This window comes from Metabacillus crassostreae, assembly GCF_016908395.1.
Classification (GTDB): domain Bacteria; phylum Bacillota; class Bacilli; order Bacillales; family Bacillaceae; genus Metabacillus; species Metabacillus crassostreae.
In genome coordinates this window covers 789553-803456 of sequence record NZ_JAFBDU010000001.1, presented here as the reverse complement: position 1 = coordinate 803456, position 13904 = coordinate 789553, and the positions used below count along the sequence as shown (strand labels likewise).

Below are 13904 nucleotides of genomic sequence, written 5' to 3'. Positions count from 1 at the left end.
ATAGTTCTTGTTTTTTCAACAAATAAAGGCTCTATATCAAAATGATATAGAGCCAACAAACTAATCTATCTAAAAAGGGTGATTATGATGATTTATAGACGATTCATATGTAACGATAAAAAATTTTTTGTTCAACGATTTCTTTACATATAGATTGATAGCTATTGATATGAATCATAGCTATCCCTGTAAAGTAATTAACTTAGCTAATCTTATAGTGACCATACACTCTACTTCTCTTGCAATAGCTGTGTATAGAATTAAAGAAAAAAAGTCATAAAACTAATGATCAAGTTTTTCGACTTTTTTCTCATTTGCTTAACTATGCTATTTTTAGTTAATTATGATGTCCCTCTTCAGCAGCCATTGCTATTGCCTTTGTTTCGTGAATTGTTCCATATGGATGCTGTGGTGGTGCATAAATTGAATATAGCTTAAGTGGTTTGTTGCCTGTATTTATTAAATTATGCCATTTTCCAGCTGGTATGATTATTGCATAATCTTCATAAACTTTTTTCTGGAAATCCAAACGATTTTTCCTATCTCCCATTTGGACAATTCCTTGCCCTTGTTCAACACGCAAAAATTGATCAAGTGTTGGGTGAATTTCTAATCCAATGTCTTCACCAACATTTATACTCATTAAGGTAAGTTGCAAATGCTTCCCTGTCCATAATACAGTACGGAAATTATCGTTTTGTTTAGTTGCTTTTTCAATATTAACAACAAAAGGTTTTGCTCCATAATCTGTTAATTGGTTTGAGAGGTCTTCATTTAATAATCCGATTCGGGCGGTATTTTCTTGTTGACCTGATAATGCCCATATAAACAAATGTTGATAGTAGGAATCTTGTGTACGATAACAATTTTTTTGGAAATTTTCATATATATCTAATTCTGCTTTAAATGCTTTTTGTAGACCTTCTTGATAGCTACGATACGTTATTTTATCAATTGTGTACTCAGGTTGCATTCCAGTAATTGTTGTATAGTAATTGGTGAATGCTGTTAAATGAGCTCTTTTTCTTGATAATACATAATGAATTTCATTTTTATGCTTTTCATTATATGCTTCTTTAACTAACTGATTGTATAGTTGTATAGCTGATGCCTCTTTTTTTATTCCCAAAATAATCGGTTGTAGTAGATCTTGATCATCAGATATTGAATTTCTTATCGAAAATGTTGAGTTGTAGATCTGTTTGTGATTAAGAGCATATTTAGGTGACTGATAGACATTAGGCACATAATACATGTAACTCATTCCCTTCAGAGTTTTTTTCCTTGTATCATATGCCTAATTATAAATAATGTCATTTAACAAGAGCTTAATATTCAATTTTAATGCACCAGTTTCCTTAGGTAAATCGTTTCTAGAAAGCTTAACAACTACTAACGATAATATCAATATTCAGTAAAGGAAATTCTTCTATAAGTAACGCGCTTAAGTTATCCCTTTATCTGTTAATGACGAGTCTTTCGGATACAAGCTATTTGGAAGATCTAAAGTATGTTCACCTTGAGCATGTCTTATAAATAGTAATTCCACTATTCTTCAACTTCAATTGAACTTGATTTCAGCAGGGAATTTGCCAAGTTTTCGAGTAGCATTTTAGAGAAGCATGTCAAAGGGAGACCCCACAGGCGCGCAGCTTACGAGAGGGCTCCAGGACCGCCCGCGGAAAGCGAATGCCTGTAACGGAAACCAACAACCGAGTTTAACAGAGTCAATATATAAAAGAAGGAACAAAAAAATGCAATTACCTAGGATAATTGCACTCGTTTTCTTTCTTATATAGTTAATAACTTTTTAATCGATTTTATCGCTAGTTTTATTGGCATCACCATGTTTAACACCTTTGCTTTTGTATGGCTTCGCACTTTTTGCTTTGTTTGCACCTGTTTGCCAACGTGTCCAGCCTTTTTTGCCAGTACCGCGACCTGTCCCGCCCTTACCTTTTGCTTTACTCATTTTATCAACTCCAATATTCTCTGCTTTATATATTATTATCATTAGTTAGTTTCAGCCATTTTATTTGGGTAAAAACAAAAGAATGAAGTTTAATCATATAACAATAAAAGCTTAATTAAAATAGAAAACAATTTAATTGCCGAAATAGCTTTAGGTTCTATTTAATTTCTTCTACTATAGAGGTTCCTTCACTTTGCTCGTTGTCGTTCCATTTCCACTTTTCGTGCAATCAATTCTTCCATCAGAAAGAATCTCAGGAACAGAATAACACTGACCACCTCTAATTTCATTGTTTATGTTTATATGATTGTAGTGAAAATGTAATTGACCATTTTCTTCAACAAGTCCAATAAGAAAACCTTTGATAATGTCTCCACCACTATATGTTGCAAACAAAATGGAGCCTTCCTGTTGATAGTTAAAAATCGTTTTTGCTGAAACTTCGCCGTTTTCTGAGTTTTCTATCGCAACAAATGTTCGGTTATGATAATGAATCATCTTAACTTCACTCCACTTCCATATTAATGTTTCTTTTCATGTTTGAACTTGAGTTGAGAATTCACAAAAGTACTAATTACTAAATCTTTATAGTAAAAAATCAGAGCTTAGTGAACAAGCTCTGATTGGATAAGTCGGTTTTATTTAGGGTGCTGTGAAACAATTGTGAAACAAGAAAATTCGGGGCGTGACAGGCACCGCACTTACTGTACTAATTCATCAACAGATTCTTTTCTATGTACACGTTTGATTGCTTCGCTAATTAATGGTGCAACTGAGAGTTCGACAATTTTGTCGATTCGGTTTTCTTCTGGAAGAGTAACGGAATCTGTAATGATAAGTTCTTTGATTTTAGAGTTTTGAATTCGTTCTATTGCTGGTCCAGATAATACTGGGTGTGTACAGCAAGCGTAAACCTCTTTAGCACCATTTTCTATAAGTGCGTTTGCTGCTAGTGTGATTGTTCCTGCTGTGTCGATAATATCATCAATTAATATCGCTGTTTTCCCTTCAATGTTTCCAACAATATTCATCACTTCAACAACATTTGGTTTTGGTCGTCTCTTATCTATAATGGCAATTGGAGCTTTTAATCTATCTGCTAATTTACGAGTACGCGTTACCCCACCATGATCTGGTGAAACGATCACAATATCCTGTAAATTCTTACTTTCAAAATAATCTGCTAAAATTGGGACTCCTAGTAAATGGTCTATTGGAATATCAAAAAACCCTTGAATTTGTGGTGCATGAAGATCAAGTGCAATAACACGTGTTGAACCTGCCGTTTGAAGTAGGTTTGCAACTAGTTTAGCTGTAATTGGCTCTCGAGCTCTTGCTTTACGATCTTGTCTTGCATATCCATAGTATGGAATGACTAAGTTGATTGTATTTGCTGAAGCACGCTTTAATGCATCAACCATAATTAAAAGTTCCATTAAATGCTCGTTTACAGGGTTGCTGATTGACTGAATAATGTATACATCACAACCACGGATACTTTCTTCTATATTTATTTGGATTTCTCCATCACTAAAACGAGTAACAGAATTCTTTCCTAATTCGATTCCAAGAATATCACAAATTTTCTGTGATAAAGCCGGATCAGAGTTTAGCGAAAATATTTTCATATTAGAATCTTCATGTTCATGTTGATTAGACATAATAAAGCGAAAACCTCCAAGGAATTTTTATATTTTATCATTCGACATATTTCTATTTTACACTATTCGTAAAATGTACAATAGCATCAAAAGTAAAAAAATATGTTTTTCTTGTGTAGTTTGAATATTCGCATTATATATTAGCTTTAAACGTTACCTTCTTTTTTAACTTAGCTAAGAAAACAAATAGTAGAAAAACAACTAAACCTACACCTAAAAAAGGTAGTAGCTTCATTAATAAATTCATCCAATGAAATGGTGCGTCATGGGAATATATAGCTTTATTCCAGTGATTTTTCTTTACTTCAACTGCAATCGTTATATCTGTCTTACTATTATTTATCTTGTAATATTTTGTTCCTTTCGGAAATGCATTTGAAGCATTTCCGAAATAATCTCCTGTCATATCGTTCGGAATCGTTTTTACTTGGCCGATCTCTTTTTCGATATCATTCTTTGAGACTTCTTCATCTGTTACTTCATAAACGTTTCCTTCCCATACAACAAACGGATATGCCCAGCTTAAGCCTTGTGCTGAAGCAGTAAATAATAAATTTAATAAAAAAAATAAAATGATTTTTTTCATTCCACTTAACACAACCTTTGTAAAGATCTGAAAGCTCAAATGTACTCAAGTATAGTCAACTATTGAGTTGAGGTCTTAAAATGAAGACGAACAGGTTCAATTTTACTCATTGTTGCTTTATACAAGCTAATATTTCCAACAGCAGGTTTTGTGGAATTAGATTGAACTTCAAAATTTGTATGTAACCCTATTGTCCAAATCGCTTGATTTTCTCGCTTTAAGACGATAGCAAGTGTTCCGAACTGTTCAATGCTGTCCCAAGAAAATAATTCTTTATGCCCATTTTCAGTTACAGAAATTCCTTCAGTATTACTTACAACTTCAATATTTTCACCTGACCAAACTCCATGAATTTCCGCTCCGACATAATAATAAGAAACTCCATCACCGCGATCTCCATAGGTTCCGATATATTGTTGAATTGTTTCTTCTGCTGTTTTATATGTAATAGCGGCAATATCTTTTTCTATCCATTCAACCTTGAAATTACCAACTTTATGATATGGTAATTTTTCTTTTGGTTTCGCCAAAATTCCATAATAAGATCTATAATATAAGCTTTCTCCAGTTTTAACATTTTCTTTTATCGAAAAAACATGTTTAAAATCCGGTGATATACTCGTCATATTGCTTATTTTCTGTTCACTTATGATGACCATGATAATCTGGCTAACAATGAAAATAATTAAAATAATGCTGTAAGTTACTTTTAACTTTTTAGACTGTTTAATTAAAAAGTAGATGCTTATTAATAAACAAATAGCAAGTGTCATATTGATTATATAAAACAACCGGTTGTCAATATACTCCACTTGAAAATTAGCATTTATGTATAGGAATACTATCTGCATACAAAAGAAGACAATTGACATAAGGAATAAAGTCAAGCCTATTAAATAATTCAATTTATTTCGTTTCAATAGCTTGATCCTCCTTTTCAAACTCCCACGTTTTGCCTTTATCCTCTGAAATGAATTTTCCTTTTATCTTGCCACCTTCATAATCACCTTGGTGTCCTTGATTAACATAAATAGCTAAGTGATTTCCTTCTTTAATGGGGATTTCTGCTGATACAAAGATTTGCTGATATTTTTCTGGAACAGAAATAGTTGCTCTTCTCCAGGTTTCTCCAGTATTGTGTGTAAAATAAAGCTCTGGTGCTGTTGGATTAATTGTTCCAAAAGATAAAAATCCAGTAGTTTCATCAATAAATCCACCATCTGAAATTAAGCTTGTCACACCTGAATTAGCTGTTTCCTTCCAACTCACCCCACCATCATGCGTGACAAAAATATGCGATGATTCGAAAGACATTGTCCTTCCTCCAGATATAATGACATAACCGAAGTTTTCATTTAGAAAATCTATCTTTCTATACCTCATTGGCGAGAACTTTTCAGTTACAACTGAGTTTTTCCACGTTGCACCTTTATCTTTTGAATAAGCTACGATTACTTTTTGATGATCCACATTTTCACCTTCTGTATATAAAAAGGCTGCCATATCATCACTTAAAAAATAGCTTTTCTCAATAAGTTCTTGTTTGTTTCCCTTATACTCACCTTTAAATAAGTGATCTTTTTCAACAGGGACTTTCCTCCAGCTTAATCCGTTATTAAATGTGATGCTTAGTTCATCATTTTGTAAGGTATAACTAATATTCGTATTAGAAATAGGCTGTAATTGCTCAACTTTTTCTTTATTTATATTTCCAGATAACTGATTTTGTTCTGGAGAAGGAATGTTACTAGATTGATAAAAGTAGATGGTAGCAACAATTAAACCAACTATCATAATGGACGTTACTACCCCTATCAACATTTTCATTTAAGTTACTCCTTATCTATGAATATAAGAGTTACATAGAAGTTGTATGTCTATTTGATTTTCTTAATGGATACAGAATGGTTTGAAAAGTGGATTAAAACATTTCCGCCTGATGAAAAAATGACTTCAAATGACAATGTTGCAGCGTTTACTGGTAGAAACTCTTCATACAACCAAATATCAATGTCTCTATTGAAAATACTTTTTTCGTTATCAAAATTATGATGTTGAGATTTAAAGATTGAGACATTGTGAAAGCTTAAAATCCAAAGTTCTTCATTTTCTTCCTCTTCATCATTAGAAAGAGTAAAATGAACATTTATCTGTAGTAGGCTTTTATGTTCGATTTTCATTTTTATTAAACGATAATCATGAAATCCCCACGAATTGAAATGCTTGAACACTTCAATTGGTAATCGATCTTTCAAGGCTTTATAAATTTCCTGATATTTTTCAATGTTTAATTGCCATTGAGTTTCAAACTTATTGCATTCTTGTTCACTGATATTGTCTGTATTCTGAGCTACATGTAGCTCGTAGAGAAAATATTTCAATAAGGTTTTCATCTCCTACTTTTCACATTTTAATTTTTTTCTTATTTGCGTTCCTATTTATGTTTAATTTCTTGTCATAAAATGTTGATTCTCTCATTTTGTGCGCTTTCTCAGTCTTCTAAAATCGCAATATATAATCTTTACTCAGTTTATTTTACCATAAAAATCCAATGAATTTTAAAACTAACTATGTTAAATGAATGTAATACAATTTATTCTTATAATGAAGCATCACTAATCACTTACAATGAATATCTTAAAAGGAAAATCATAAAAGTAAGCGAATAGTAACTTAATGTGTTTATTTTATAGGAGGTAGTAGATTTGAGTGACTTAAGAAGAATGAGTAAAGAGGAATTGATAGAGCTTTACTCTAAATTAGAAAAAGATTTTCAGGGAATTAAGGATAAAAATCTTTCACTTGATATGTCCAGAGGCAAACCAAGTCCAGAGCAGCTTGATTTATCTTTAGATTTACTTACGATATCAAGTGATTCACTACATGTTTTAGAAGAAATCGATGTTCGTAATTATGGCTCTTTAGATGGTCTGCTTGAAACAAAGCAATTATTTACTGAGATTTTGCAAGTTAATACATCTGAAGTGATTATTGGTGGGAATTCAAGTCTGAATATGATGTATGATACTGTTTCTAGAGCTTTATTACATGGAGTAATTGACAGTAACATACCTTGGAGTAAAGAAGAGAAAGTGAAATTTTTATGTCCTAGTCCTGGTTATGATCGACATTTTGCTATTTGTGAATTATTAAATATTGAGATGATCACAATCGATATGTTAGAGGATGGTCCTGACATGGATAAAATTGAAGAGCTTGTTAAAGAAGATAAATATATAAAAGGTATTTGGTGTATTCCGAAATATAGTAATCCTGATGGAACAACTTATAGTGACGAAGTTGTAGAACGGCTTGCTAATATGAAGACAAAAGCACCTGACTTTAAGATCTTTTGGGATGATGCTTATACAGTTCACCATTTAACTGATAAACCCTCACAATTAAAAAATATGTTACAAGCTTGTAAGGATGCAGGTAACCCAAATAGGGTCTATATATTTGCTTCAACATCTAAAATTACCTTCCCTGGATCAGGTGTTTCGGCTATGGCAAGTAGTGAAGAAAATATAAAATTCATAAAAAAACAACTCGCAATCCAAACAATTGGCCCAGATAAAATTAACCAGCTTCGACATGTTCATTTCCTAAAAGATTTGGAGAATATAGAACAACATATGAAAAAGCAAGCGGAAATCATTAAACCTAAATTTGATATGGTAACTACCATACTAGAATCTCAATTAAGTCATTTAAATATTGCTTCTTGGAGTAACCCTAAAGGTGGATATTTTATCAGCTTAAATACACTTGATGATTGTGCAAAAGAATCGGTTAAACTTGCAGCTGAAGCAGGTGTTACCTTAACAAATGCAGGAGCAACATTTCCATATGGTAAAGATCCTAGAGATCGAAACATAAGAATTGCACCTACATTCCCTTCTTTAACTGAATTAAAAACAGCTATTGAGATTCTTTGTGTATGCATAAAGATGGCAAGTATCAAAAAACTGATAAACAACTGAGAAACAGGTTTAGAATTTAAAAAAGGTATATATCTATGCGAAGGTAGATATTGGGCCTTAAGTGTTAAAGTTAATGAAAAACCCGAATTATTAGGTGACGTTAATCAATCTTGCGCCTAATAATTCGGGTTTTCTGAATTATTCACTATATAATTAGTGTTTATCGTCTCTATTGACGATTTCGTTAATTATGTCCTAGCTTGCTTTCAATATCCCTAATGACCAGCTTCATTATCTGGTTCTAACTCATTTTTAACTATTCGAATTTTATTAATTCTTTTTTCATTCACTTCTTCAACTGTAAATAAATAACCATTAAATTCCACAGTAACATCCCCTGAAGAAACTCTTGGAATATATCCAAGTTGACCGATTATAAATCCACTTAATGTGTCATAATCTTCAGATGGTAGCTTAATGTCGATAATTCGATCAACTTCATGTAAACTTACAATTCCATTGAACAAAAAGGTATCATCATCTACTTTGACATATTCAAATTCTTCCTCATCATGCTCATCAAAAATGTTCCCTACTATTTCTTCTAATAAATCCTCAAGTGTGACTATACCTGCTGTGCCACCAAATTCATCAATCACAACGGCCAAGTGTACTTTATTTTTCTGGAGATCACTAAATAAGTCGTCGGTTACCATAGATTCAGGAACAAAATATGGTTTTCTAATGATTTTTTTCAGAAGAAATGTTTCCGCATCTCCACTTTCCATATATTGAAGGATATCTTTAACATGGAGAATTCCAATAATATTATCAAAATTGTCTTCATAGACAGGAAACCTTGTATATTTTTCTATATTTATAAAGCGGAGGACTTCTTTTAGTGAAGCATCTGCTGGTATTCCTATAATATTTGTTCGATGAATCATGATATTTGAAACAATAGTATTATCAAACTCAAATATATTGTTAATCATCATCTTTTCTGTATCCTGAATGGCTCCTCTTTCTTCTCCAACATCAACCATCATTCTAATTTCTTCCTCTGTCACTTGTTCATCATTTGCATGAGGATCAACACCGAATAATCGAACTAAACCATTAGTTGATAACGTTAATAATTTAACAAATGGTGATGTGATTTTCGAAAGAATTGTTAATGGTCTAGCGACAAACATAGAAATCGGCTCAGCTTTTTGCATCGCGATTCTTTTTGGTACAAGCTCACCAACAACTAACGTAAAATATGATAATACTAATGTAATCAGTACTACAGATATTGATTCAAGCCATTTATCTGATAAAGGTACACCTAAGCTTGAAAGTAGAGAAGCAAGCTGACCTGAAAAGCTTCCTGCAGCAAATGCACTTGCAAGGAAACCGGCAAGTGTAATACCAACCTGAATAGTGGCTAAAAACCTACTAGGCTCTGATAATAATTTTTGTAACAAAATGGCTTTCTTGTCACCCGATTCTGCTAACATTCTTACCTTATTATCATTTAAAGAAATTAAGGCTATTTCAGAAGCAGCAAAAAAGGCATTCAAAATAATTAAAACAATAAGAAAAAAAACTTCTATGGACAAGCAATGTTCCTCCAATTAATTAGTTAAATTTATATTCTTAAGATTATATTGTAACTGAATATCATAGCAGAAAATGCATAATTTATGTCTTTTTTAGTAATTTTTTTATATAAGTAAATAAATATAATTCACCAGCAATAGTATGTCCACAGTTTTGAAATTTAAATATAAACTTCATTTATTGGAGAACTGATAAATAGGTATAAATCAACTGTTTGAACAGCACTAGTTTTTAAAGCTAAGAAAGATCTTCATTTATTTCTAAGCTCATAATAAATTGTTCACCAATAAGACCTACTTTCCTTCTACCTGTATCTTGAAATCCAACTTTAGCATATAGCTTTTGTGCAGGTATATTTTTATGGTTTACAGCTAAAATAATTTCATTACAGGTAGAAAACTCCTTCTTGACGAAATCTTCTAATAATAGCATTCCTTTTTTCGCAATCCCTTTACCTTGATATGGATAATTAATAGAAAATGCTGTTAATAGCATGGCATGCGGATTATCTGTATACTCCATTACTCTTTCAGTTGAATGCAAAAGAAAATATCCAACTGGTTTTTCATTGCTCAATAGGACCATTCGATATTGATTTCTTGTTACTTCTATTGCATTTTTAGGTAATGCAGTGAATTTTTCTTGTTCTGTAGGTAGCTGAAAAGAGTTTAAATGATCTAAATGCTCTGTTGAAAAGTGTGTCAATGTGACTTCTTTGTTATGATCCATAAAGTTATCCTCCTGACTTTACCTAACAATCTTGAATAAAAATACTACCTATATTTAAATTTCTCCTTTTTATCTCTCCTCCCCTTCCATATGTACCAGAAAAATACTAGTCTAGTTATGATTATTTTTATATTCTTTATACCACTGATGAATTTCAGCTTGAATCTCTTTCCAATGAAAGTCAGCTAAAATGAATGGAAAACCGTTTTGTTTGATTTCTATGATCTCAATTTGGTCTACTCCAAAATCAACAATACAAAAATTCGTATATGGTGAAGGAATCACTACTATATCGGCTTTGCTATTAAATAAAGCATTAATGGCATCTTTTTGTTCTTCAGTGATTGACCAATTTTCTTTTGCAGGAGTGCTGTCTAATGATTCACTATTAATCATACTTCTTTGAGCTAGTTCATTTGAATTTATTGGTTCATCAATTTTATGAGTTTTAGCTTTTCTTTCACTTAAGTTATCTTTTATGTGATGTAAAAGCTCAACAATTTCTGCTAAACCTAAGAAAAAAACGCCGGAAATAATGCCTGCAGCTGCCCACTTAATAAATGTTGACAGCAAAAATACTTCTTCATAACCATCATGAACACTTGAAAAAGTAAGGGCACAAAATATCCCAACTACAATTTCGACCCATCCAATTATACTTAGCGCAACGGCCATTTTATTTTCTTTATTGAACAATTTCATCTCCACCCACTAGTAGTAGTTAACAAGGTTAATATTACCATAATTTTCAACTGATATAGTTGGTTAATTTAATCACAATTTTATAATTGCTAATAAACACTTGAAAATAGGAATGAAATCTAGTATAATCTTATAAGTACTTTAAAAACTAGATATATATTACCTGTATAACCTCTAGAATATGGCTAGAGGGTCTCTACCAGGAGCCTTAAAATCCTGATTACAGAAAATGACCTCATCGTTTTCTGTAATCAGGATTTTTTTGTTATCTTGTGAAAAATTTGAAAGGATGAAAAATAAGTTATGAATATAAAAGTTTTTATACTTGCGTTATCAACTGTTGCAGTTGGGTTGGTTGAATTAATCGTAGGAGGCATCCTACCTACAATTGCTAAAGATTTTAACATTTCATTAAGCTCGGCTGGACAGCTAATTTCTGTTTTTGCTCTTATTTATGCTATTGCCGGTCCTGTTTTACTAGTTATGACAAGCAAAGTTGAACGGAAAAAGTTGTATATTATTTCTCTATTTGTTTTTTTTACCGGCAATATTATGACTTATTTTAGTACTAGTTTTTCATTTATGATGTTTGCTAGAATTTTAACTTCAATGAGTACAGCACTTATTGTTGTCTTGTCTTTAACTATAGCAGCGAAGATTGTCGCTCCAGCACATAGGGCAAAAGCTTTAGGTTTAATTTACATGGGGATAAGTTCATCACTTGTAATGGGTGTTCCTCTTGGTATATTGATTTCAAATACCTTAGGCTGGCGTGTCATCTTTTTAGGAATTGCCATATTGTCTATTGGATCTCTTGTTCTTATTTCAATCTTTTTGGAGAAGGTTCCTGGAGAAAACATGGTTCCTCTTTCACAACAAATAAAAGCAATCGCCAGTGCGAAAATCGGTAGTGCACATCTTGCAACGATGTTTATGTTAGCAGGGCATTATACACTTTATGCCTATTTCACTCCATTTTTAGAAACGGAGCTTCAATTAAACTCGAATTGGATTAGTATTTTTTATTTATTATTTGGTATTGCAGCTGTTAGTGGTGGAGCTTTCGGAGGCATTCTCTCGGATTCTATTGGATCTCGTAAAAGTATCATCGTCGTGATTAGTTCATTTGCTGTTGTTCTATTTTTATTACCTTTTACGACTTTTTCGCTTATCCTATTCATACCTGCTATGATGATTTGGGCAGCATTAAGCTGGGGTCTAGCACCACCTCAGCAAAGTTATTTGATAGAAACAGATCCTGCTACATCTGATATACAGCAAAGCTTTAATAATTCAGCATTGCAAATTGGTATCGCACTAGGATCTGGTATTGGCGGTATTGTGTTAAGCCAAACAGGAACTGTCTCCAAAACTGCGTGGTTTGGTGGAGTTATTGTGATTATCTCTTTATTATTTGCAGTCTTTTCTATAACAAGAAAAACGATAAAAAGAGAAAAAACAATTTCCGTTTCAAAGGTACAAAGTACTAACTAATCAAAAGGAAAATAAGTTTTAACTGAGAGTGCATTATACAACTGCACTCTCTTATTTTATTAATTTCTCATTATTATTTTCAGTTTGGTGCTCTTTTGTTATATAATCATCTTCTTCAAACTCAGAAAAAGAATTACAATTTTAGATTTAATTCTTTTGAGAGTTTAAAATTCTAAAGGCTAAAAACTATATAGCTCTCTAATGATGATTTTTAAGATAGTTAATAAGGTGAAAATGAAAATGGTAATGCTATTAAAATAATGTTAACCTAAAATTACTATGAATGTAATATCGAAGAATTGATTGAACAAGTTATTTTTCTTATGCAACCTCAAGCAACCATTCATAATATTGAGATCACTTTTCAATTCCAAGATGAAAATCTAAGTCTTTATTGTATACCACATCAAATTAAACAGGTGGTTATTAATTTAATAAAAAATGCATTGGAAGGCTATTAAATCTAGTGGACAAATTAGGATCAATGTTCAAAACAAAGATGAAGCATTAATACTTACCGTTAATGATAATGGTAAGGGTATGTCTGAAGATGAATTACATAGGTTAGGTACCCCGTTTCATACTACAAAGGAAAATGGCACAGGCTTGGGGATTATGATGATCGAAAGCATCATTAAAAATAATCATCAAGGACAAATTTCAATTGATAGTAAACTAAATATAGGAACTACATTTATAATTGAATTACCTTTCAAGCTTGATGAAATGTAAGATAAGGCAATCTTTATCGATTGCCCTTTTTATACTTAATATTGTTTATCCAAATAATTATTCATTTTCCTGAATCACATCAATTATATATTCTTCCAAAGGATTACGAACTGAATTTATAAAGCTCTTACCTGCTCCCCAACCAATATCAAGAAAGCCTTCACCGTTTCCGGTAGACACACATTTCATTATTGTTTCTCCTTCAAAATTGTCAATCGTTACTGTTAACGAGGCTGTACTACTATTTCTCAGAAAAAACTTTTCTAGCACAAATATACAAATCCGTTTATCATCACCCGCAACCTTGTAATCATAAAACACGATTAGTTCCTTAACTTCACTATTTTCTGTAAGTAGCATTGCTGCTTCAAAAGGTTCTATTGTTAATTTGAATTCAGAATACTTTTTCATGTGTAACGCTCCTAAATTTAATATGATAAATAAATTTATAATAAATTAAAAAATGTATAAATTTATATACGAAACAAATCATAGTAAGT

15 protein-coding genes and 1 riboswitch are annotated in these 13904 nt (G+C 31.8%); of the genes, 3 read left to right on the top strand and 12 right to left on the bottom strand.

The features are described from left to right. Nucleotides 1-337: 337 nt before the first annotated feature. From JOC75_RS04365 to JOC75_RS04330, 8 genes are all read right to left on the bottom strand, one after another. On the bottom strand, nucleotides 338-1255 hold the full coding sequence (locus JOC75_RS04365; RefSeq protein ID WP_204952864.1) for a cupin domain-containing protein: 918 nt from the start codon (nucleotides 1253-1255) through the stop codon (nucleotides 338-340). A gap of 555 nt (nucleotides 1256-1810) precedes the next feature. Then, nucleotides 1811-1972 carry a DUF3934 family protein gene (locus JOC75_RS04360; RefSeq protein ID WP_204953505.1) on the bottom strand — a complete coding sequence of 54 codons (162 nt, stop codon included), beginning with the start codon at nucleotides 1970-1972 and terminating at the stop codon, nucleotides 1811-1813. A 174-nt stretch (nucleotides 1973-2146) separates the two neighbouring features. Beyond that, a complete protein-coding gene (locus JOC75_RS04355; RefSeq protein WP_338036546.1) occupies nucleotides 2147-2470 on the bottom strand; it encodes an avidin-fold protein in 324 nt (107 codons plus the stop codon). 203 nt (nucleotides 2471-2673) lie between these two features. Then, entirely contained in the window at nucleotides 2674-3633 is a 960-nt protein-coding gene (locus JOC75_RS04350) for a ribose-phosphate diphosphokinase (protein WP_146950146.1), read from the bottom strand. Between the two features lie 133 nt (nucleotides 3634-3766). Continuing rightward, entirely contained in the window at nucleotides 3767-4219 is a 453-nt protein-coding gene (locus JOC75_RS04345; protein WP_204952863.1) for a hypothetical protein, read from the bottom strand. A gap of 59 nt (nucleotides 4220-4278) precedes the next feature. Continuing rightward, nucleotides 4279-5139, bottom strand: a complete 861-nt coding sequence (locus JOC75_RS04340; protein ID WP_204952862.1) for a hypothetical protein — start codon at nucleotides 5137-5139, stop codon at nucleotides 4279-4281. Then, nucleotides 5126-6046: a WD40/YVTN/BNR-like repeat-containing protein gene (locus tag JOC75_RS04335; RefSeq protein WP_204952861.1), complete on the bottom strand. Its 921-nt coding sequence runs from the start codon at nucleotides 6044-6046 to the stop codon at nucleotides 5126-5128. The genes JOC75_RS04340 and JOC75_RS04335 overlap by 14 nt, the downstream gene beginning before the upstream one ends. A 50-nt stretch (nucleotides 6047-6096) precedes the next feature. Continuing rightward, on the bottom strand, nucleotides 6097-6600 hold the full coding sequence (locus tag JOC75_RS04330; protein ID WP_204952860.1) for a hypothetical protein: 504 nt from the start codon (nucleotides 6598-6600) through the stop codon (nucleotides 6097-6099). A gap of 324 nt (nucleotides 6601-6924) precedes the next feature. On the opposite strand from JOC75_RS04330, the gene JOC75_RS04325 reads away from it, so the two are divergent. Next, entirely contained in the window at nucleotides 6925-8202 is a 1278-nt protein-coding gene (locus JOC75_RS04325) for an aspartate aminotransferase type Ic (RefSeq protein ID WP_420828000.1), read from the top strand. A gap of 215 nt (nucleotides 8203-8417) precedes the next feature. Here the strand turns inward: JOC75_RS04325 and JOC75_RS04320 are convergent, their stop codons facing one another. From JOC75_RS04320 to JOC75_RS04310, 3 genes are all read right to left on the bottom strand, one after another. Further along, the gene (locus JOC75_RS04320; protein ID WP_204952859.1) at nucleotides 8418-9746 is read right to left on the bottom strand and encodes a hemolysin family protein; all 1329 of its coding nucleotides are present in this window, start codon (nucleotides 9744-9746) and stop codon (nucleotides 8418-8420) included. Between the two features lie 238 nt (nucleotides 9747-9984). Beyond that, on the bottom strand, nucleotides 9985-10476 hold the full coding sequence (locus JOC75_RS04315; RefSeq protein ID WP_204952858.1) for a GNAT family N-acetyltransferase: 492 nt from the start codon (nucleotides 10474-10476) through the stop codon (nucleotides 9985-9987). A 111-nt stretch (nucleotides 10477-10587) separates the two neighbouring features. Further along, the gene (locus JOC75_RS04310; protein ID WP_204952857.1) at nucleotides 10588-11172 is read right to left on the bottom strand and encodes a hypothetical protein; all 585 of its coding nucleotides are present in this window, start codon (nucleotides 11170-11172) and stop codon (nucleotides 10588-10590) included. 149 nt (nucleotides 11173-11321) lie between these two features. After that, nucleotides 11322-11421, top strand: a riboswitch (purine riboswitch). A gap of 60 nt (nucleotides 11422-11481) precedes the next feature. Between JOC75_RS04310 and JOC75_RS04305 the strand changes: the two genes are divergently transcribed. After that, a complete protein-coding gene (locus tag JOC75_RS04305; protein WP_204952856.1) occupies nucleotides 11482-12672 on the top strand; it encodes an MFS transporter in 1191 nt (396 codons plus the stop codon). A gap of 441 nt (nucleotides 12673-13113) precedes the next feature. Then, nucleotides 13114-13404, top strand: a complete 291-nt coding sequence (locus JOC75_RS04300; protein WP_204952855.1) for a sensor histidine kinase — start codon at nucleotides 13114-13116, stop codon at nucleotides 13402-13404. A gap of 57 nt (nucleotides 13405-13461) precedes the next feature. Here JOC75_RS04300 and JOC75_RS04295 read toward each other — a convergent pair whose 3' ends face one another. After that, nucleotides 13462-13815, bottom strand: a complete 354-nt coding sequence (locus JOC75_RS04295) for a DUF6054 family protein (RefSeq protein ID WP_204952854.1) — start codon at nucleotides 13813-13815, stop codon at nucleotides 13462-13464. Nucleotides 13816-13904: the final 89 nt, after the last annotated feature.